A 20,382-nucleotide genomic window follows, 5' to 3' on the forward strand; every position below is an offset into this window, starting at 1 on the left:
GTCTAAGAAATGCAATATATATCAAAATACGGATACAAATACATAATAATCTTTGCGTTTTTAATGTTTGTGTTTTTAGCGATTGATATGTTTGAGTGTTTTTTTGTGACGGTTTTTATAGCTTGTGTAGCATTTTTTAGACAAAGAGAAAGTGTTAAATGCACTGATAAGTCCCAAATTTTAGTGCCGATAGATGGCAAAATTTCACATATAGGTGTAGCTGAATTTGAAGGACAAAGTTGCACTAAGGTGGAGATAGATAAGTCTATCTTTGGTGTGGGCGTCTTATATGCAGTTTGCTTGGCAAAAACAGTTGTATTAAAAAAACGTCATGGTCTTTTTTTATGTACAAAAATGAAACAATCAAATGCATTAAACCAAAGAGCTCTTTATATTTTTGAAGATAAAGGTTTTAAAATTTATATGCGAGTTATCGCCGGAGCTCTTTCAAGATCACTTGAACTTGAAGATAAACCAGAAGTATCTCCTGGCGATATTTTAGGTTTTTTAGGTAGCGGTAAGGTTGTTTTATTTTTACCAAAAGATATAAAAATTTGCGTAAGTATAGGTGAGAGGGTGCGTAGCCAAAGCACACTTGGTTACCTTGAAACAAGGAGCATGAATGCATAGTCAAAAACCTCAATTAATGTATATTTTACCAAATTTATTTACCGCTTCTAGCGCATTTTTAGGTATAGTAAGTGTTATCGCAAGTATAAAAGGTGATTATGAAAAGGCGATTTTATGGATTATTTTATCTTTAATACTTGATGGACTTGATGGCAGAGTGGCTCGCCTTACCAAAACAACTAGTAAATTTGGTGTAGAATTTGATAGTCTTGCCGACTTAGTAGCCTTTGGTGTAGCTCCGGCGATACTTTTTTATCTATCTATCGGTCAGCATTTTGGACGCTTTGGAACTCTTGTAAGTGCCATGTTTGTTGTCTTTGGAGCCATCCGCCTTGCTAGGTTTAATGTAACAACCGGCACATATGAACCAAATGTATTTATAGGTCTTCCAATACCTACTGCAGCTATAGTAAGCGCGCTATATGTTGGCGTATATATCAATTATAACCTTATCGGCTTTGAGTGGATATATCTTATAATGCAGTGTGTTTTAGCTGTATTGATGGTAAGCAACATAAGATATCCTAGTTTCAAAAAGGTAAATTTTAGACAAGCGCATGTTATGAGAATTTTAGTCGTTCTTGTCATAGCTTTTTCCATGTTATATCTTTATCCTCTTGAGAGCGCAACCATTGTAATGAGCATTTACATTTTTTATGGTATAATCAGGACAACTTTTATGTTCTTAAAAAATTTAAAAAAGGAGAGTGAATGAGCGTAGGCGTAATAAAGTCATTAAAATTCTTGCCAAAAATCGAAATCAAAAACTCTCTACTGCTGCTACTTAGGTAGCAAAACTTCTTTTTCACTAACTTAACCGTACCAGCAATAAAATAAAATACCAAAAAGGATAAAAAATGAATAATAATAAAATAATAATATTTGATACAACATTGAGAGATGGTGAACAAAGCCCCGGCGCTTCGATGAATACTGCTGAAAAATTGCAAATCGCGCTTCAATTAGAGCGCCTAGGAGTTGATGTTATGGAAGCTGGGTTTGCTGCGGCTAGTCCAGGTGACTTCGATGCGGTAAATCAAATAGCAAAGCAAGCGTCAAACATAAGAGTATGCTCACTTTCACGTGCAGTTGAGCGAGATATAAAAGCAGCCGGAGAAGCCTTAGCACCTGCAAAATACAAAAGAATACATACATTTATAGCAACAAGTCCTATCCACATGGAATACAAGCTAAAAATGCAACCACAAGAAGTCATAAAGCGTGCCGTCGAAGCTGTCAAATATGCTAAAACTTTTTGTGACGATGTAGAGTTTAGCTGTGAAGATGCAGGTAGAACAGATATAAATTTCATGAAAGAAATTTGCGATGCAGTCATTGAAGCAGGTGCAGGAACTATAAATTTACCAGATACTGTCGGCTATCGTTTGCCAACCGAGCTATCTAAGATGGTTTCTGAGATGGTAGAATTTATAAATAATCGTGCGATTGTTTCGGTCCATAACCACAACGACTTAGGCCTAGCTACTGCAAACTCTCTTGCTTGTATATTAGCCGGTGCTAGACAAGTTGAATGCACCATAAACGGCATAGGAGAGCGAGCGGGAAATGCGGCATTAGAAGAGATTGTTATGGCAATTAAAACACGTCAAGATATATTTGCCCCGCTTTATACAGACATAATCGCAAAAGAAATTTACCCATCATCTCGCCTAATAGCAAGTATAACAGGCATAGAGCCTCAGCCAAATAAAGCCATAGTCGGCAAAAATGCCTTTGCCCACGAAAGCGGCATACATCAAGACGGAGTGCTAAAACACAAAGAAACTTACGAGATCATATCTGCCCAAAGTATAGGACTTGAGCAAAATTCTCTTGTTCTTGGTAAGCACAGCGGTCGCCACGCGTTTAAGGATAAGCTAGTTTCTCTTGGTTTTGATCTTGATGTGGATGCATTAAATACCGCATTTGATAAATTTAAGCAACTTGCCGACAAGAAAAAGGAAATTTTTGATGATGATATACGCGCTCTTGTGGCTGAAGAGATAACTAAAATTCCACAAGTATATGAGATAGTTGAACTTCTTCAAAGTAGCGGTGGATCACTTGCGAGCGCCTCTATAAGTATAAAGCATGACGATCAAATAACAAGTGACTCCGCTCTTGGTAACGGCACTGCCGATGCGATATTTAAAGTTATTGATAGGATTAGCAACATTAACGGGGTGCTTAAAGACTATAAGGTTACTGCGGTTTCACAAGGCAAAGACGCTTTAGCCAAAGTTGATGTTAAAGTAGAATTTGAAGGACACAATGCTGTTATGGGACACGGACTTGATATAGATACAATGAAAGCAAGTGCAAAAGCTTATATCGGTGCTTTAAACAGCTATCTTAGGATAAAAGATCTTTAAAACACACAAGGCATGGAAAAGCTCCATGCCTTTAAATTCAGGTTCTAAATTTGATAAGAAGTTGATTTAATTTCTCGCCGACACTTTGTAGATGTTCGGCTGCCGCTGCGATCTCTTCTGTATTTCTCATGTTTATCGCGCTTATCTCATTTATCTTTTCGATCCTACTTAAAACCTCATCGATATTATCACCTTTTTGAGCAAATTCTTTTGCATTTTTTTCAGACTGCTGCTCGCCTTTTCTCATCTCTTCATTTGCGATCTCAACAGTATTTTGGGTTTTATGTGCTATTTGGATTAAATTTTGTGTCTTTTTGACGTTCTCTTCCATTCTTAAGCTAGCCTGAGCAACAGACTCGACTATAGAACCAACCGTTATATTTATCTCCGATAAACTACTTTGTGTTCTTTCGGCAAGCTTTCTAACTTCGTCTGCAACAACGGCAAATCCTCTTCCCTGCTCACCAGCACGAGCCGCCTCGATAGCAGCGTTTAAGGCAAGTAAATTTGTCTGATCCGCGATATCTGAGATAACATTTAACACGTCTTTTATCTGAGTGGCATTTGAGGTCAGAACTTTCATGTGATTAGATAGTTCAAGCTCATTTTCTGAAGTTTGCTGTATATCTCTAGAGATATCTTGGATGTCATTTCTAGCATCAGCTAATTTTAATGCAACACCTTTTAAAATTTCAGCCGTTTCAAACACGTCTTGTGAAGATGTTCTTATATCTTCTCTTATCTTACCAGACATCTCAAATGTGTTTTGTATGGTTTGTGTTGTCTCTTCTACGCTTCTACCAACTGTTCTTGCTGTTGATGAAAGCTCACTTGAGATAGAAGCATTTTCATTACCAACGTCTTTTGCCGCCTCAACCGTTAGTCTTACTTTTTCTATGAAGTTGTTAAATTCTTTCGCGGTTTGTCCTAGCTCATCATTGCTTTGAACGGGGATTCTCTTAGTAAGATCGCCATCTCCAACGGCTAATTCCTTAGCGTGATCTTGTAGGTTATTTATAGGCGTAAGAATTATTGATTTTAAGATCATTGTTAGTAAAATAAGCACCAAAACCACAGCAACAACCGTGACCATGATCTGATCCACCATGCTATCTTTAGCCACCATTATGGCAGAGTACATATTTTCTTGAGTATCAGCAGCAAATATATATCCGATACTTGAGCCGTCAAATCCCTCAAGTGGTATACTTACAACAAAATAGCCTGAAGTTTGAAACCTCTCTTTTAAGTCGCTTTTGCTAACATCGCTCAGTTCTTTTATAAAATTTGCATCTGCACCATCCATCTTTTGCGCTACAGTATAATTACCTTGCACGACTTTTGGAGCGTCTTTTAAGCCTCCCGCGGAACCAAGCAAGGCGTTATCCATAACTATGGCAGCACTTAATCCTAGCTCTTTTTTTAGATCTTTTACGATTGATTCGAAAGATTGCATGATCTCAACCGAGCCTATGTATTCGCCCTCGTAAAATATCGGAGCTATACCTCTAAGCTCAAGCCCGGCTACTCCTGCCTCTATGGCAACCAATGGTTTTTTGGTGTTTTTAACCTGCAAGATACTTTTTCTAAATGAGCTTAGATCATCCCCCGATTTATCGCTCCAGTGTCTTAAAAAGCTCTTAACATCTGCAGTATGAACGTGAATTTTCATATTTTGATATATAGAGTTGTCTTTATAGCTTTCAACAAGTTTTTTTAGCTCATTTTTCAGCATAGCCTTGTCATTGCTTAAAAGTGCATCTATCACAAATTTATTTTGAGCTAAATTTATAGCGCCAAGCGATGCGACCTGAATTTTTGAATTTAATTTCTCAGCAGTAAAAAGCCTAAAATTCTTCTCCTTGTCTGATATTACATTATCCTCGATCTCCTTGCTACCGTTTAAGAAAAACATAAACATGATAGCTATCGCGATCACGAATAAAGATACTATAGGAACATATATTTTCTTACGTATAGAAAAGTTTCCCACAAATTCCTCCTTTAAAAAATAAAATTAAAATTTTAAAATTATATCTAATTAACGTTGTATTATCGTAAAGATAAAGTTATTATTTCTCATTATCGATCATAAAATCATAAAATTCATTCTTATGATCAGTATTTCCTATCTTGTCATATTGTATCAGGGCAGCGTTTATATTGTCGATTTGATGATACAAGTATCCAAGTGCAACACGATTTTCTATCGCATTAGGATCGGTTAGCTTTGTTAGCTCCAAAAGCGCTATGGCATTTTGTGGCTGGTTTGCTCCGGTTGCCGCAACGGATGCTAAAAATAAAGTGGAAGCATCTTGGATATTATACTCATCGATAATTTTGTTATAAAGTCTAAATGACTCTTCAAAGTCGTTACTAAAAAGCTCAATATACGCCAAAGTCTGCATGATATTTACATTTTCAGGAGCACTTCTTAATTGCTCTTTTATCTTTTCGCGCTCGTGGCTTAAAAGACCGGAAATTTGAAGTAGTTTTATGTATTGCTTTCTGATTATATTTGCGCCGTGATAAAATGCCTCTACGTCAAGTTTTTTCGTTTTGAAATAAATTTGTATCTTTTGTGCATACTCTTTTATGTTTTCTTGCTTGTTATAAGCTATGAAATTTAAGATATTAGTCATTATGTCGTTTGGAAGTAAAGAAACTAGGATGTCAGTTTTTTGCTGCATAACATCATCTCTTCCTACTATTTTTGATATTATCGCATCAAAGGCAACATTAAACATAGTCTGTTCTTTTGGCTCCTCAAGCCATCTCATCATCGCGCTTTGATTTGAGTTTATCAAATTTAAGAGTGAAGTGTATAGGTTGTTTTGTTTTAAATTTTTATCACTCTCTAAATTTTCAGTTATCTCTCCTATAAATTTAGGGTCTAAAGACTGGGTCATATCGTAGCTAAAAGCGGCAAAAATTCCAGCTAGATGGTTATTAGGATCTAAATGATAGCTTGACGCAAAATGCTTTGCTGCAAGTGAAAAATTTCCAAGCTGAGCATAGCTTAAGGCTAGATTATACTGGAGTATAGAGTGCTGAGGATAAAGCTTGGCAAGCTCGATAAAGTCGCGGTTTGCCTCTTTTAGTCTGTAGTTTAAAGCCTTGGCGATAACACCTGAAAGCTCGATATTTACCTTTGAAACGGTCGCGCTCTTACTTAAAAAGTCATTCGCCGTAGAAGTATCGTCTAAAAATACACTAACACCGCCTTTTCTTATATACTCTATGCTTTGCTTTACATCAAAAACCTTATATGGAGCAAAATAAAACAGCGTTTCATAACGTCTTGCCTTGTTAAAAAATATCTCATCGCTAAAGCTCATTTGAGCTAAATTTACATCAAATATTTCGGGATTTAAAGTCGCTTTTATCTTAAAAATTTGACTTGGCTTTAATGGATCTGCGGTATAAACATCACGTATGAATCTCGCCCCATCTTTATAAAATCCGGTCTTTAAATCAATTATCGCCGCTATCATTTTTATAAGATCGGGGTTTGTTGTGTTTCTTGCGGCCTTATTTAGATAGTCTCTTGCCTTATCGTAATTAGCCTCATTTGCATAAAGTTGGGCCAAGGTGATATTGGCATTAAAATCTTTTTGTGACTCAAGCTTGTCAATGGCCACTTGATCATCCTTTAAGATAGACGAAATTTTAGCGCTTAAATAAACATACTTGTCTTTATAATGTTCGCTACTTGGGTGCTTAAGCGATTGCAAAGCCTCGTAATAATTACCTTTATAATAATTTATAAGCGCATGATAGTAACTGTAAAGCGGCGAATTTACTTCGTTTTGCAAAAAGGAATTTGCAAGTCCGATGTAGTAGTTGAAATTTTGCGTGCTGTTGGTTTCAAGCGAACAAACCGCTGCATTTATCGCACTTACGGTTGTGTTTTCTCTATCTTGTATGGCTTTATTAAACGATATGACGGCTTGCTCGCAATTTCCCTGCTTCATCTGCGAAACGCCAAGATTATAGTTGGATAAAGACTGGTTGTAAGTTGCTATATTTTCATAAATTTTTAATGCTTCAAATTTATTGCCTTTTTCATATAGTCGGTTTGCTTTTGCGATCATATCGTCAATTCTTGATGCGGCAAAATCTTGTGTTTTATAGTTTGACTCTATCTTTTGAGCAAGTCCTGTAGCGTCTATCTCATTGCCCTTGTCTTTTTTTAACAAAAAAATCAAAACAATAAGCAAAATAATAATAACCAAGACAACTACAGCAATGATGATATATAGTTTTTTAGGTGATTTCTTAACCTCTATAGGTTCTGGTATCTCATCGCCGATTAGCAAATTTGGATCTTGAATACTCTCAAGAGAGACTATCTGCTCTTCCGACTCAGATTCTGTCGTCTCCTCGCCAGGAGGCTTTAGTATCAAGACCTCTTCATCTTGGTTTTGAGGCACTACATATACCTTTTAAGAACTTCTGGAATTTCAATTCTACCATCTTTGGTTTGATAGTTTTCCATTATAGCTATAAGTGTCCTGCCGACTGCCAGACTTGAGCCGTTTAGCGTGTGCACGAGGGCATTTTTCTTTCCGTCTTTATAGCGAATTTTAGCCCTTCTTGCTTGAAAATCACGAGTGTTTGAAACCGAACTTATCTCACGGTATTTGTTTTGACTAGGCAACCAGACTTCAAGGTCGATAGTCTTTGCCGCACCAAATCCCAGATCTCCGCTGCAAAGTAGCATATGACGATGTGCAAGTCCTAGTGAAGTAAGTAGATCAGAAGCGCACTCAACCATTTCTTGCAAAACTTTTTGGCTATCTTCAGGTTTAGTGATACTTACAAGCTCTACTTTTTCAAACTGATGTTGACGTATCATGCCACGAGTATCTCGTCCTGCACTACCAGCCTCTTGCCTAAAACACGCAGAGTAGCAGGTCATCTTTATCGGAAGCTCTTCGCTTTGTAAAATTTCATCATTATAAATGTTTGTAACAGGCACTTCACTTGTTGGTATTAGATATAAATTTTCATTATTTATCTTATAAAGGTCATCGGCAAATTTTGGCAGCTGACCTGTGCCGTATAAGGTGTTTGCATTTACTAAAAACGGAACATTAACAAGCTCAAAACCGCGAGCCGTGTTAAAGTCTATCATATAGTTAACAAGCGCACGACTAAGTCTAGCTGCCTCGCCTCTAAGTATCGTAAAACGTGATCCTGAAATTTTAACTCCACGCTCGAAATCAAGCCATCCAAGCTCTTCGCCAAGCTCATAGTGAGCCTTTGGTTCAAAGTCAAATTTACGTGGTTCAAGCACTGTTTTTACACAAACGTTGTCGTTTTCATCTTCACCAAACGGCACATCGTCATCTATGATATTTGGCACGCTTGAAGCTATCTCTTCAAGCTTTTCTTCAAGCTCTCTTACTATCTCAGAAGCATCGCCAATCGCTGCTTTGTTGGCGTTTAACTCTTCTCGCAAGGCGTCTGTATTTTCGCCGTTTCTACTTTTTATACCAAGCTCTTTGCTTTTTGCATTTTGTATCGCTTGAAAATTTTCAAGCATAACGCGTTTTGCCTTTAGATCATTATATGTATCAAGTAAATTTTTAAGTAAATTTGTATCAACTTTTTTTGCTATAAGTTTTTTATTAAATTCGTCAAAATTTGTTTCGATCAGTCTTAAATTTATCATTTTGCTCCGCCTTTATCTAAAATAAGGGCTATTTTATCAAATTTAGCTTTAAACAGTTATAATCATCTATCCAAAAATTCTTTAAATACCAAAATTTAATAAGTTGAAAATTTATTTTGCGACCAAAGCGGTCTGAAAGAAAAACGATAAAAATGTGACAAGTAAGAATTTGGGCTAATTTTAGCCCAAATATCAATAAACTCCGGTAGCTTCTCTTACTTTTTCCATAACATTAGATGCCACTTCTTTGGCTTTTTTAGCTCCTGCTTCTAAAATTTCAGCAACCTCATCCGTATGACTTTGGTAATAACCAAATTTCTCTCTTGCTTCAGAAAAATACTCCCAAACAAGCTCATTTAGATACATCTTAAAGTGTCCGTGACCTTCACCGCCACGCTCATAACGTTTTTGTAACTCCTCTTGTCCTATTTGATCCAAGAAAAGTTTTGCGATATTATAGACATTACAGTTTTGCCACTCTTTAGGTGCTTCTAGTGGCACAGCTTGGGTTACAATACTTGAAATTTGTTTTTTTAACGTTTTTGCGTCCGCAAAGATATCGATAGTATTTCCGTAGCTTTTGCTCATCTTTGCACCATCGGTTCCTGGCACGGTCGCAACATTTTCATCAACTTTGTGTGTAGGAAGTTTAAAAATTTCACCGTGCTCGTTATTAAATTTTATAGCGATATCACGCGCTATCTCAACATGTTGGATTTGGTCTTTTCCAACAGGAATCACATCTGAACCAAAAAGTAAAATATCAGCCGCCATTAAGACCGGATAGCTAAAAAGTCCATGGTTAGCCGAAATTCCTTTGGCAATTTTATCTTTATAACTATGAGCTCTTTCAAGTAATCCCATAGGTGTGTATTGGCTTAGTATCCAGTAAAGCTCAAGCACGTCTTTTACATCGCTTTGTATCCAAAATGTAGATTTTTGCGGGTCTATGCCAAGGGCTAGAAACGCGGATGCCGCCTCAAGCGTATTTGCACGAAGCCTTTTAGCGTCGCTTACAGATGTCATCGCATGATAATTTGCGATAAACATAAACATATCTTCGCTCTTTTGTGCTTCCACCATTTGTTTTATACTTGCGAAATAATTACCAAGGTGAAGTTTTCCGCTTGGCTGAAGTCCAGTTAAAACTCTCAATTTTTATCCTTTAAGCTCAAAGCTTTCTTTATCTCTTTTACGATCTGCTTTGGTGTTTTGTTTTCTACATTTATTGTTATGTCCGCCTTTTTTTCATACATTTCAACCCTTGAGTTAAAAAGCTCTCTTGCTTTATTTGGGTCTTTTAAAAGCGGTCTTTTAGCAAATTTTTTTTCACTATTTTCACTATTTTGCATACGAGTTATTATCGCGTCAAAGCTTGATTTTAGATAGATTGTCGTGCCTATTTTCTTGATATCTTTTGCGTGTATAAATCCGCCTCCGGTTGAGATAATGGCGTTTCTTACACTAGAAGCTAGAAATTTAGCCAAAGTTTTTTCTAAATTTCTAAAATACGTCTCTCCGTATGTCAAGAAAATGTCTTTGATTTTCATATTTGCCGAGCTTTCTATCAAATCATCGCAGTCTAAATTCATGGTCTTTAAACTCTTACTTAAAGCCCTAGCGACAGTTCCTTTGCCAACCCCCATAAATCCTATAAGAACTATATTATTATTCTTTATCTTCATCGCTCTCCCCACGGTTTTTCGGTATCAAAACTACCGGAGTGCCGCTTAGGCTAAAACTCTCTCTAAGTTTATTTGTAAGGTAGCGTTTGTAACTAAAGTGAAGCGCTCTTGGCTTGTTCATAACAAGCGCAATACGAGGAGGCGCGAAACCAAACTGCACTGCGTAGTAAATTTTAACGCTTTTGCCTTTTTCGCGCGGTATAGGATGTAGTTTTGTAGCTTCTCCTACGACCTCATTTAGCTTTGAGGTTTGTATCTTTTGAGTGAAATTTTGATAAACCTCTTGTATAAGTCCGTATAGCTTATGAACGCGTTTGCCTCCAAGCGCCGAAACGCTGATAATAGGCGCATAAGCAAGAAATTTAAAGCGGTCTTTTATCTCCTTGCAAAGTTCGTCAAATTCCCACTCGCTCTTATCCCATTTGTTTAGCACGATTATCACGCCAAGGTTAAATTTACTAGCAAGACCGGCTATACGCTCATCAAGCTCGGTTAAAGGCTCGCTAGAGTCAAGCACCAGTAGTGCAATGTCGGTTTGTTCTAAAATTTTCTCGGTTCTGTTTAGCGCATATCTTTCTATTCCTTCTATCTTACCGCGCTTTCTAATACCTGCCGTATCGACAAACTCATAAATTCTACCCTCGTGTTCGTAAATTTCATTAACAGGGTCTATCGTGGTTCCTGCTACATCGCTAACTACGGCACGAGAATCTTTTACAAGTGCATTTAAGAGACTTGACTTACCAACATTTACGCGCCCTATGATACCTACTTTAATATTTTTTTCGGCGAAATCTTCATCTGCCCTAAACTCGCCCTCATCATCAAATTCTTCCAAAAAGTCATCAAAATCATCACTCACATCAGCCTTTAACACATCGTCTTTTAGGTGTTTTGCTATCCACTCCGTAAGTTCATCAAGTCCTGTGTTATGGCTTACTGAAATTTGAAAAAGATCTTTTACGCCAAAATTTATAAATTCCCACGCCCTAGTTTCGTCCTTTTTGCTGTCTACTTTGTTTATCACAAGAGCGATCGGGATATTAAGCTTACTAAGCTCATAAAACATCATGCGATCTTCGTCATCCGGCATAAATTTACCATCCACCATATAGATGATGGCGTCTGAATTTTTAGCCTCGTTTAGTGTTTTGATCTTGACGTTACGAAACAGTTCCGAACTATCGTCAAGTCCGCCGCTATCGATAAGCAAACACTCTTTACCCTCGATATCGACAACGGCTTTGTTTGTATCACGTGTCGTGCCGCTAACATCGCTAGTGATAGCTATCCTCTGCCTTGCCAAACGATTAAAAAGCGAACTTTTTCCAACATTTGGTTTTCCAACTAATATAACTTTTTGCACGTTTTTCCTTTGTAATTAGTCGTTATTATACTAAAAATTTCTTTATCTACTTGATATGATACATCGTGATAAATTCGTCTCAGATATGTTTTTCATTGTAAATTTCATCATAAATATTTTTGGGGATTATACAGAATTTAAGCTTTTTATTCATTAATTTAAGCCGTTTTGCACTACAATACGCCTTAAATTTAAAAGAAAGTTTTGTTTTGCATAGATTTATTTTGCACCATTTGGGTGCTTACTATATGATAATAGCTTGTATGTATTTTGCAGCGGTCGGTGCTTTTGCAAAAGTATTAAGCGCTGAGATGTCAAGCGTAGAAGTTGTCTTTTTTAGAAACCTCGTAGGTCTTATCCTTGTGCTTTATGCGATATACAAAAAACCACCGACAAATCAAAAAGGCGGACAGTTTTTCGTGCTTATGTTTCGTGGCTTTATCGGCACGGTCGCACTTTTTGCCTTATTTTACAATATCGCTCATATAAATTTAGGTGCTGCGTATACATTTCAAAAAACAAGCCCTATTTTTACAGCAGTTTTAGCAGCGATATTTTTAAAAGAGGCACTTAGCTACAAGGGCTGGGGAGCGATATTTTTAGGTTTTATAGGAATTTTGTTTATAGTTCAACCAAATTTAGGCATAAGTAAATCCGACTGGCTTGGACTTTGGAGCGGTGTTGGAGCCGCACTTGCTATGCTTAGCGTGCGTTCTTTGCGCAAAAGCTATGATACAAGCGTTATAGTACTTAGCTTTATGGGTTGGGGAACACTGCTTCCGATGATATTAATGGTAACAGCCGAAGTTGTGCAGTTTGAGCCACTTGACTTTTTGCTATCTCCGTTTGTTATGCCAAGCCTAAAAGGAGTTATTTTTATAGTATTTATGGGACTTGCGGGCTATTTTTTCCAACTTTATATGACAAAGGCTTATGCAGCCACTAAAAAGGCGGGAATAGTTGCCGCAGTTAGCTATATGGATGTTGTCTTTTCACTCATGGTGGGCTATCTTATGGGAGACGGTTTGCCAAATAGCATGGCATTTTTTGGTATAATGCTAGTCATTTTAAGCGGCATACTAGTTGCAAGGGAGAAATAATAATGATACTAATAGCAGGACCATGTGCGATCGAGAGCGAAGAGCTTGTAATGTCGGTTGCGCAGCGTCTACAGAAATTTAACGAAGATAGCAGGATTGATTTTTATTTTAAATCAAGTTTTGATAAGGCAAATCGCACAAGCTTAAGCTCGTTTCGCGGACCGGGACTTGAAAAAGGTTGTGAAATTTTAGCAAAGGTAAAAGAAAAATTTGGCTATAAAATCGTGACTGACATACACGAAAGCTATCAAGCCGAGCCTGTCGCAAAAGTTGCCGATGTGTTGCAGATCCCGGCATTTTTATGTCGTCAAACAGACTTGTTAGTAGCCGCAGCAAAAACAAATGCGGTAGTAAACATCAAAAAAGGGCAGTTCCTGGCAGCTTCAGCGATGAAACACTCGGTTAAAAAAGTGCTTGAAACTCGCGGAGTAAGCGGCGAAGGATATGAGGTAGCTAAGCAAAACGGGGTTTGGCTTTGCGAGCGCGGAAGCACATTTGGGTATGGAAATTTGATAGTGGATATGAGAAATTTAGTGTTAATGCGCGAATTTGCGCCGGTAGTATTTGACGCAACACATAGCGTGCAAATGCCTAGCGCACTTGGCGAAAAAAGCGGCGGAGACGCTAGATTTGTGCCGTATCTTGCTAGGGCAGCCGCAAGTGTAGGCGTGGATGGATTTTTCTATGAAACACATATAAACCCATGTGAGGCACTTTGTGACGGACCAAATATGCTAAATTTAGATGAACTTGAAAAAGTTGTCGAACAAACCTTAAAAATACAAGAAATTTTAAAATAAAGGGAATAAAAATGAAAATAATCGAAGGAAAATTAGCCCTAAACGGCAAAGAAAAAATAGCGATCATCAACGCTAGATTTAACCATATCATTACAGATCGCCTAGTTGAAGGTGCAAAAGATGCATTTTTGCGCCACGGTGGAAATGAAGAAAATTTAAGCCTGATCCTAGTGCCTGGTGCATTTGAAATTCCTATGGCGCTTGAAAAAGTACTTGCAAGCGGTAAATTTGACGCGGTTTGTTGCGTAGGCGCGGTAATACGTGGTTCAACACCACACTTTGACTATGTTTCAGCCGAAACTACAAAAGGTATCGCAAATGTAACACTAAAATACGGCAAACCAGTAACATTTGGAGTACTAACTGTTGATAGCATAGAACAAGCGATAGAAAGAGCAGGCAGCAAAGCCGGAAACAAGGGCTTTGAAGCAATGACCGGCGTTATTGAAATGCTTAGTCTTTATGAAAATTTAGGAGCCTAAAATGGCGACTAGACACCAAGCTAGACAGGCGGTAGTTTCACTGCTTTATGCTTACGAGATGGGAAACACTGACGATGCGTTTATAGATGAGTTTTTAGAAGAAAAAAAGATCAGAAACGAGCGCAAAGAGAGTGTTGTAAAAAGTTTTCGTGAAATTTTAGCAACCAAAGATAAACTTGATGAGCAAATTTTACAATACCTAAAAGACGGAGATCTTGATAAGGTGGGTATCGTTGAGCGAAATATACTAAGGCTTGGATTTTACGAGATAAACGAAGCACAAACCGATATCGCAGTAGTAATAAACGAAGCAGTTGAGCTTGCAAAAGAGCTTACAAGCGATACTTCACCACGTTTTATAAACGGTGTTTTGGGCGCATTAAAGGCAAAAAAGTGAAACTATGCGTTGCGCTTGACATGCAAAGTCGCGAGCAAAATTTAAACTTAGCAAAAGATTTAGCAGGGCTTGACATCTGGCTAAAAGTCGGACTAAGAAGCTACCTTAGAGACGGTGAAAAATTTATAAATGAACTAAAAGAGCTTAGCGGAGCTAAAATCTTTCTTGACTTAAAACTTCACGATATACCAAACACTATGGCTGACGCAGCCGAAGTTATCGCAAATTTAAATGTCGATATGATAAACGTCCATGCAAGCGCTGGAAAACGGGCCATGTGCGAGGTTATAACTCGTCTAAATGCACTTCCTGTGCGCCCTCTAGTCCTTGCCGTATCGGCACTTACTAGCTTTAATGAGAAAGAATTTAAGGCTGTTTATAGCAAAAACATAAATGAAAGCGTGAAAAATTTTAGCATAAGTGCTTATGAAGCGGGTCTTGACGGTATGGTTTGTTCTGTTTTTGAAAGCAAGATGATAAAAGAAGCCACAAGTGATAAATTTCTAACGCTAACGCCAGGAATTCGCCCATTTGGTGAAGCAAAAGGAGATCAAAGCAGGGTAGCCAACATAGAGACGGCAAGGCGCGAAAATAGCGATTTTATCGTGGTCGGAAGACCGATTTACGAGGATAATAATCCGCGTGAAATTTGCGAGAGAATTTTATCGCAAATCAAAGCGGTGCGAGAAATGCCGCAGGCTTAAATTTAAAGTAAAACTATGGCAAAATCACCAGCTGCCAACCGGCACATAAAGACCGATAAAGCGGCTTTAAATTTCAGGCAGATACCATACGCGGGTGAAGCTACTAGCGCCGATTTGATCGCGCTTGGATATACCGATATCGCTTCGCTTAAGGGTGCGAATGCCGACGAGATGTATGAGCGCACTAAGGCTCTTGGACGTGGCAGTGATCGGTGTATCTTGTATATGTACCGCATGATTTGCTACTATGCAAACACGCCAAACCCCGATAAAGAGAAGCTAAAATGGTGGGCTTGGAAAGATAAAATTTAAAGAGGCTATTTTAGCGCTAGATCAAATAAATATGCTAATAAATTTAACTAGTAAATTAATGCTTTATAGGAGGTTTTATGAACGAGCATATCGTGGTGGTCGATGACGAGCTTGATCTTTGCGAGCTTTTGGAGTTTAATCTACAAAAAGCGGGATATAACGTAACTACATTTTCAAATACCAAGCGAGTTGAGCAGTTTTTAGATGAAGAAAAAGTGGATCTTGTCATCATGGATAGGAATTTGCCGGGCATTGAGGGCGGAGAATTTATAAAAATTTTGCGTCAAAAAGGCTATAACGAGCCCGTAATATTTCTAAGCGCGAAAGGCTCAAAGGACGAGAAATTGCAGGGGTTTGAGAATGGCGGCGATGATTATATCACAAAGCCGTTTGAGCTTGACGATCTGCTGGTTCGCATAAAAGCGGTGCTTAGGCGAAGTGGCGGAGAGAGCGAGTTTTATAAATTTAAAGAGATAGTCGTAAAAAAGGGCACCGGTGAGGTTTTCGTTGGCGAAAAGGCTTTAAATTTAACCAAGCTTGAAACGGAGCTTTTGATCAAGTTTATCAAAAATAAATTTAATATACTAAGTCGTGATCATCTTTTGCAAAGCGTGTGGCAAGACGATACAAATAGCGATAAAAGCGTCAATATCGCAGTTAAACGCTTAAGGCAAAAGCTTGGCAAATCGGGCGATCATATCGTATCTGTGCGCGGGGAAGGCTATAGGATTTGTTAAAAATTTTTGCTTTATTTACGGTGTTTTTAGCTGTGCTTTTTGGTTCATTTTGGTTCATTTTGGGTGAAATTTTTTGGCAAAAGGTCTATATTTTGCTCTTTGTCGGAATTTTTTTGACAATGCTTTTTGCTTTTATCGTTTTTGAGCTTTTAAGCCTTCAGTCTATACGTGTGCGGGAAGTTTTGGATAAAAAGCAGACTAAATTAAAACGACAATCAGCTAAGATTAGGCTTAGAAACTACCAGCCAGAAGGGCTTTTGGGCGGAATTTCGCATGAGTTTAAAAATCCGCTTGCCATTATCAAAACTTCGGCTCAAACGATAAAAGGCGGCGAAAATTTAGACCAAGCGATAAGGGATAAATTTATAGATAAGATCATCAAAAATAGCGACAAGCTAGATAAGATTATAAATAGACTTAGGATCGGTTTTGGTGAAAATTTGGTTCTAAATTTAAGCCTAGTCGAGCTATCGAAACTTTGCTCGCAAGTTAGCGAGGATCTAGCAAGCAAATATCAAAATCAAAGTATCGTGATAAGCGGAAGCGCTTACGTAAAAGCAGACGCCGATATGATATATCAAGTTTTATTTAACTTGTGCGAAAACGCGTTAAAATACTCGCAAAACGATGTTTTTGTCGAGATATTGCAAGATAGGGTGCTTGTAAAAGATAGCGGTAGCGGGATCGACGATGATGAGATAAAACTGATAACTAAAAAATTTTACAAATCGGGTGAGAAAAATTGGAACAGTTCGCTTGGACTTGGACTTTATATCGTAAAATATATCCTAAAACTACATAAATTTGAATTTTTGGTTAGCTCGCAAATTGGTGTTGGCTCGGAATTCGGCTTTAAATTTAGAGACTAAAAACGGGCGATGATAGCCGTTTTAAGCAAAATTTACACTTAAATATATCGATTTTAATGTTTCCAAAATGTTTTTAACTGCTGATATGATTTCGCATATCTTAAAAAAGGAGAGCGAATGAAAGTTTTTAACATTTTAGCGGCAAGTTGCCTTGTTTTAGCGGCGGCAGGGTTTGAAAGAGATCAGATAAGAATAGCGGGTAGCTCAACCGTATTTCCATTTACTAGCTTTGTAGCTGAGGAATTTGGAGCCAACAAGGCAAACAAAACTCCGATCGTAGAAAGCGTGGGAACGGGCAGCGGATTTAAGCTGTTTTGTTCTGGATTAGGCGGGGACACTCCAGATATCGCAAATGCCTCAAGACCTATAAAACTTAGCGAATTTGAGCTTTGCCAAAAAAATGGCGTAACCGATATTTCGGGCATTATGATAGGTTATGATGGCATAGTCTTAGCTCAAAATACAGCTAACGGCGAGTTAAATTTAAGCAAAGAGCAGATCTTTAAAGCGCTTGCAAAAGATATATTCTTAGGCGGCAAGCTTGTTCCAAATCCATATAAAAGTTGGAAACAAATAGATGAAAGTCTGCCGGATCGCGAGATCGTGGTATATGGTCCTCCAAGCACATCTGGCACTAGAGATAGCTTTGAGGAGCTTGTGATGCAAGAAGTATCTGAAAAGCTAGGCTATGATAAAGGGTATAAGGCTATTAGAGAGGACGGAGTATTTGTGCCTTCAGGCGAAAATGATAATCTAATCGTAGCAAAACTCGGCACAAACAAAGCTGCGCTTGGCATTTTTGGCTATAGTTATTTTGAAGAAAATGCCGATAAACTAACAGCTGTTTCTGTAGATGGTGTAGCCTTAAACGCTCAAAATATCGCAAATGGTAGCTACAAGGTGGCAAGAAGCCTCTTTATCTATGTTAAAAATGCTCACAAAGGCAGCACAAAAGGGCTTGAGGATTTTATAAAATTATATATAAGCGACGATATGATAGGTGAGAACGGCGAATTAAGGACGCTTGGGCTGATACCTCAGGGTGGCGACGAGCTAAAAAGAACCCGCGAGTTCTTCTCTAAGCCTTTGGATATGGATCTAGTTAAGGCTCATAAGGTAAATTGATGCTACCTTTAGCCCAAACAAAAGCTAAAAAATGGCTTTTAAATTTAAAGCAAAATAGCAAAGAAATATTTACAAAGTCGCTACTTTTCGTAGCGACTTTAATCTCCATACTAACTACTTTCGGGATACTTTTTGTTCTGCTTTTTGAAGCGATGCTATTTTTTTCAAGAGAAAGCGTGTCTTACTTTTTTACAGGCAAGATATGGTCTCCAGATGGCGCTTTTGGTGCCGATGGCGGAATCTTCGGAGCTCTGCCTCTTTTTAGCGGCACATTTTATATTACCGCTATTGCAATGCTCGTTGCTATACCGGTCGGGATATTTAGCGCGATATATCTAAGCGAATATGCTTCAAACAGGGCTAAAAACATACTAAAGCCGGTTTTAGAAATACTTGCCGGTATCCCAACGATAGTTTATGGTGTATTTGCTGCGCTTATCGTGAGTCCGATGATAGTGGATGCGGCGGCTAAATTTGGAGTTAGTGCTAGTTACGAAAGCGCTTTAGGAGCTGGATTTGTAATGGGTGTAATGATAACACCTATCATAGCAAGTATGTGCGACGACGCGCTAAGCAGTGTGCCAAAAAGCCTAGAATTTGGCTCCTTAGCACTTGGTATGACTAGAAGTGAAACCATCTTGTTTGTTACGATTCCGACAGCTATGCCGGGCATCATAGCGGCTTGTTTGCTTGGCGTATCAAGAGCGCTTGGAGAGACGATGATAGTCGTCATGGCGGCTAGTTTAAGAGCAAATTTAAGCCTAAATCCGCTTGAAGATATGACGACGGTTACGGTTAAGATCGTGGAGGCTTTGACTGGCGATAAGGAGTTTGATAGTTCGCTAACGCTAAGCGCTTTTGGACTCGGGCTAACGCTTTTTGTCGTAACCTTACTTATAAATCTCGTGTCGGTCAAGATATCAAATTTATAAGGCAAAAGTGTGAAAATAACAAATAGCAAAAACCAAAGTGACTTTGAATTAAAAGAGCTTAAAATTCGCCATTTTAAAGGTAGGGTTTTTAAATTTATCTGCAGTTTTGCATTACTTTTTTGTGTAGGATTTTTGGCTATTTTTCTATATAAAGTAGCCTCTCTTGGAGCTGGTGCTTTTAGTACTTACTATCTAAAACAAGAAATTTTAATAACGGAAAATTTGCTAAACAATCCAAGAGACGCCTTGCCTAGGCAGCTTCATGGTATAGTTTCAAGGGCGTGGTTTTGGGAGTTTGGAAATTTCTTACAAGAGAATAAAAATTTAATAAACACAAAGCGAGAATTTGAAATTTTACTAAATGCTAACGCCAAGCAATACTTAAAAAATCAAACTTCAAAGCTTAGCGCAAAAAATATGCAACTGCTCGATGAGTTACGAGAAAAAGGGCTGATCGTTTCTAAATTTAATAAAGAATTTTTTCTTAATGGCGATTCGAAAATTCCAGAGGCGGCAGGAGTGCTTTCGTCTATAGTGGGGACGATGCTAACGATGTTTGTAGCGATGGTGACATCCGTGCCTATCGCAATAGCTAGCGCGATATATATTGAAGAGTTTTTAAAAGATGGAAAATTTAAAAGTATCTTGCAAGTAAATATCAACAATCTAGCCGCCGTGCCATCTATATTATTTGGACTTTTGGGGCTTGGCGTATTTGTAAATTTATTCGGATTAGCACGCGGTAGTGCCTTAGCGGGCGGTCTTACCTTGTCACTTATGAGCCTGCCTATCGTCATCGTAAGCACCACGGCGGCTCTAAAAGCCGTGCCAAATAGCATAAGGCAAGCCGGTATGGCACTTGGGATATCAAAAGTCGATGTGGTAAAAGATCATGTTTTGCCAAGCGCTTTTGGTGGCATATTGACAGGCTCTATCGTATCTTTAGCTCAGATTATCGGTGAAACCGCACCGCTTATCATCATCGGAATGATAGCTTTCGTGCCACAAACGCCGACATCTTTAAGCGACGCAACAACGGTCATACCGGCTCAAATTTTCTCTTGGGCTAGCATGCCGGAATTTGCTTATGTAGAGAGGACAAATGCAGCGATTTTGGTGCTGTTAGCTTTGCTGCTTGTGATGAATTTAGTAGCATTTTATCTAAGAAAAAAATATCAAAAAAAGGGCTAAAAT

Annotated in this window: 19 protein-coding genes and 2 pseudogenes; 14 read left to right on the forward strand and 7 right to left on the reverse strand. The window is 38.2% G+C overall.

Annotated elements, in window-relative coordinates:
- The first annotated feature begins 9 nt into the window (after positions 1–9).
- The 3 genes from CCAL_RS07320 (at position 10) to CCAL_RS07330 (ending at position 3,002) form a co-directional block, all read left to right on the forward strand.
- Positions 10–630: a phosphatidylserine decarboxylase gene (locus tag CCAL_RS07320; RefSeq protein ID WP_172285130.1), complete on the forward strand. Its 621-nt coding sequence runs from the start codon at positions 10–12 to the stop codon at positions 628–630.
- The gene (pssA, locus tag CCAL_RS07325) at positions 623–1,345 is read left to right on the forward strand and encodes a CDP-diacylglycerol--serine O-phosphatidyltransferase (protein WP_169938392.1); all 723 of its coding nucleotides are present in this window, start codon (positions 623–625) and stop codon (positions 1,343–1,345) included. The genes CCAL_RS07320 and pssA overlap by 8 nt, the downstream gene beginning before the upstream one ends.
- A 142-nt stretch (positions 1,346–1,487) precedes the next feature.
- The gene (locus CCAL_RS07330) at positions 1,488–3,002 is read left to right on the forward strand and encodes a 2-isopropylmalate synthase (RefSeq protein ID WP_170016938.1); all 1,515 of its coding nucleotides are present in this window, start codon (positions 1,488–1,490) and stop codon (positions 3,000–3,002) included.
- A gap of 37 nt (positions 3,003–3,039) precedes the next feature.
- On the opposite strand, the pseudogene CCAL_RS09570 reads toward CCAL_RS07330, so the two are convergent.
- The 7 genes and pseudogenes from CCAL_RS09570 to der form a co-directional block, all read right to left on the reverse strand.
- A pseudogene (locus tag CCAL_RS09570) lies at positions 3,040–3,546 on the reverse strand (methyl-accepting chemotaxis protein); the annotation flags it as partial.
- A 351-nt stretch (positions 3,547–3,897) separates the two neighbouring features.
- Positions 3,898–4,923: pseudogene (locus CCAL_RS09575) on the reverse strand (cache domain-containing protein); the annotation flags it as partial.
- A 151-nt stretch (positions 4,924–5,074) separates the two neighbouring features.
- Positions 5,075–7,435 (reverse strand): tetratricopeptide repeat protein, encoded by a 2,361-nt coding sequence (locus CCAL_RS07340; RefSeq protein WP_170016934.1) that lies wholly within the window; start codon positions 7,433–7,435, stop codon positions 5,075–5,077.
- Complete coding sequence (gene serS / locus CCAL_RS07345) at positions 7,435–8,679, reverse strand: serine--tRNA ligase (protein WP_170016932.1); 1,245 nt, start codon at positions 8,677–8,679, stop codon at positions 7,435–7,437. Before serS ends, CCAL_RS07340 begins: the two co-directional genes overlap by 1 nt.
- A gap of 192 nt (positions 8,680–8,871) precedes the next feature.
- A complete protein-coding gene (gene trpS, locus CCAL_RS07350) occupies positions 8,872–9,834 on the reverse strand; it encodes a tryptophan--tRNA ligase (protein ID WP_170016930.1) in 963 nt (320 codons plus the stop codon).
- Positions 9,831–10,364 (reverse strand): shikimate kinase, encoded by a 534-nt coding sequence (locus tag CCAL_RS07355; RefSeq protein ID WP_172285131.1) that lies wholly within the window; start codon positions 10,362–10,364, stop codon positions 9,831–9,833. Before CCAL_RS07355 ends, trpS begins: the two co-directional genes overlap by 4 nt.
- A complete protein-coding gene (der, locus tag CCAL_RS07360; protein WP_172285132.1) occupies positions 10,348–11,730 on the reverse strand; it encodes a ribosome biogenesis GTPase Der in 1,383 nt (460 codons plus the stop codon). The genes CCAL_RS07355 and der overlap by 17 nt, the downstream gene beginning before the upstream one ends.
- A gap of 248 nt (positions 11,731–11,978) precedes the next feature.
- Between der and CCAL_RS07365 the strand changes: the two genes are divergently transcribed.
- The 11 genes from CCAL_RS07365 (at position 11,979) to pstA (ending at position 20,379) form a co-directional block, all read left to right on the forward strand.
- Positions 11,979–12,830 carry a DMT family transporter gene (locus CCAL_RS07365; RefSeq protein WP_172285162.1) on the forward strand — a complete coding sequence of 284 codons (852 nt, stop codon included), beginning with the start codon at positions 11,979–11,981 and terminating at the stop codon, positions 12,828–12,830.
- 2 nt (positions 12,831–12,832) lie between these two features.
- Positions 12,833–13,630, forward strand: coding sequence for a 3-deoxy-8-phosphooctulonate synthase (kdsA, locus tag CCAL_RS07370; RefSeq protein WP_194239133.1), 798 nt, complete (start codon positions 12,833–12,835; stop codon positions 13,628–13,630).
- An 11-nt stretch (positions 13,631–13,641) separates the two neighbouring features.
- Positions 13,642–14,112 (forward strand): 6,7-dimethyl-8-ribityllumazine synthase, encoded by a 471-nt coding sequence (gene ribH / locus CCAL_RS07375; RefSeq protein ID WP_169972412.1) that lies wholly within the window; start codon positions 13,642–13,644, stop codon positions 14,110–14,112.
- A 1-nt stretch (position 14,113) separates the two neighbouring features.
- A complete protein-coding gene (gene nusB, locus CCAL_RS07380; RefSeq protein ID WP_170016922.1) occupies positions 14,114–14,509 on the forward strand; it encodes a transcription antitermination factor NusB in 396 nt (131 codons plus the stop codon).
- Positions 14,506–15,213 (forward strand): orotidine-5'-phosphate decarboxylase, encoded by a 708-nt coding sequence (gene pyrF / locus CCAL_RS07385; protein ID WP_172285133.1) that lies wholly within the window; start codon positions 14,506–14,508, stop codon positions 15,211–15,213. The genes nusB and pyrF overlap by 4 nt, the downstream gene beginning before the upstream one ends.
- Before the next feature lie 15 nt (positions 15,214–15,228).
- Positions 15,229–15,525 carry a helix-hairpin-helix domain-containing protein gene (locus CCAL_RS07390; RefSeq protein WP_170016918.1) on the forward strand — a complete coding sequence of 99 codons (297 nt, stop codon included), beginning with the start codon at positions 15,229–15,231 and terminating at the stop codon, positions 15,523–15,525.
- A 77-nt stretch (positions 15,526–15,602) separates the two neighbouring features.
- Complete coding sequence (locus CCAL_RS07395; protein WP_170016916.1) at positions 15,603–16,262, forward strand: response regulator transcription factor; 660 nt, start codon at positions 15,603–15,605, stop codon at positions 16,260–16,262.
- The gene (locus CCAL_RS07400) at positions 16,256–17,131 is read left to right on the forward strand and encodes a sensor histidine kinase (RefSeq protein ID WP_170016914.1); all 876 of its coding nucleotides are present in this window, start codon (positions 16,256–16,258) and stop codon (positions 17,129–17,131) included. The genes CCAL_RS07395 and CCAL_RS07400 overlap by 7 nt, the downstream gene beginning before the upstream one ends.
- Positions 17,132–17,248: 117 nt before the next feature.
- A complete protein-coding gene (locus tag CCAL_RS07405) occupies positions 17,249–18,256 on the forward strand; it encodes a PstS family phosphate ABC transporter substrate-binding protein (protein WP_170016912.1) in 1,008 nt (335 codons plus the stop codon).
- The gene (pstC, locus tag CCAL_RS07410) at positions 18,256–19,188 is read left to right on the forward strand and encodes a phosphate ABC transporter permease subunit PstC (protein WP_172285134.1); all 933 of its coding nucleotides are present in this window, start codon (positions 18,256–18,258) and stop codon (positions 19,186–19,188) included. The genes CCAL_RS07405 and pstC overlap by 1 nt, the downstream gene beginning before the upstream one ends.
- A 9-nt stretch (positions 19,189–19,197) precedes the next feature.
- On the forward strand, positions 19,198–20,379 hold the full coding sequence (gene pstA, locus CCAL_RS07415; RefSeq protein WP_236860482.1) for a phosphate ABC transporter permease PstA: 1,182 nt from the start codon (positions 19,198–19,200) through the stop codon (positions 20,377–20,379).
- Positions 20,380–20,382 lie beyond the last annotated feature (3 nt).

Source organism: Campylobacter sp. RM6914 (assembly GCF_004803835.1).
Lineage (GTDB): Bacteria > Campylobacterota > Campylobacteria > Campylobacterales > Campylobacteraceae > Campylobacter_A > Campylobacter_A californiensis.

What these genes read in the sequence shown, in the direction of transcription:
- CCAL_RS07320 (WP_172285130.1), top strand. Translation starts at nt 10, where the DNA reads ATGCAATATATATCAAAATACGGATACAAATACATAATAATCTTTGCG.
- pssA (WP_169938392.1), top strand. Translation starts at nt 623, where the DNA reads ATGCATAGTCAAAAACCTCAATTAATGTATATTTTACCAAATTTATTT.
- CCAL_RS07330 (WP_170016938.1), top strand. Translation starts at nt 1,488, where the DNA reads ATGAATAATAATAAAATAATAATATTTGATACAACATTGAGAGATGGT.
- serS (WP_170016932.1), bottom strand. Translation starts at nt 8,679, where the DNA reads ATGATAAATTTAAGACTGATCGAAACAAATTTTGACGAATTTAATAAA.
- CCAL_RS07355 (WP_172285131.1), bottom strand. Translation starts at nt 10,364, where the DNA reads ATGAAGATAAAGAATAATAATATAGTTCTTATAGGATTTATGGGGGTT.
- CCAL_RS07365 (WP_172285162.1), top strand. Translation starts at nt 11,979, where the DNA reads ATGATAATAGCTTGTATGTATTTTGCAGCGGTCGGTGCTTTTGCAAAA.
- kdsA (WP_194239133.1), top strand. Translation starts at nt 12,833, where the DNA reads ATGATACTAATAGCAGGACCATGTGCGATCGAGAGCGAAGAGCTTGTA.
- ribH (WP_169972412.1), top strand. Translation starts at nt 13,642, where the DNA reads ATGAAAATAATCGAAGGAAAATTAGCCCTAAACGGCAAAGAAAAAATA.
- nusB (WP_170016922.1), top strand. Translation starts at nt 14,114, where the DNA reads ATGGCGACTAGACACCAAGCTAGACAGGCGGTAGTTTCACTGCTTTAT.
- CCAL_RS07390 (WP_170016918.1), top strand. Translation starts at nt 15,229, where the DNA reads ATGGCAAAATCACCAGCTGCCAACCGGCACATAAAGACCGATAAAGCG.
- CCAL_RS07395 (WP_170016916.1), top strand. Translation starts at nt 15,603, where the DNA reads ATGAACGAGCATATCGTGGTGGTCGATGACGAGCTTGATCTTTGCGAG.
- CCAL_RS07405 (WP_170016912.1), top strand. Translation starts at nt 17,249, where the DNA reads ATGAAAGTTTTTAACATTTTAGCGGCAAGTTGCCTTGTTTTAGCGGCG.
- pstC (WP_172285134.1), top strand. Translation starts at nt 18,256, where the DNA reads ATGCTACCTTTAGCCCAAACAAAAGCTAAAAAATGGCTTTTAAATTTA.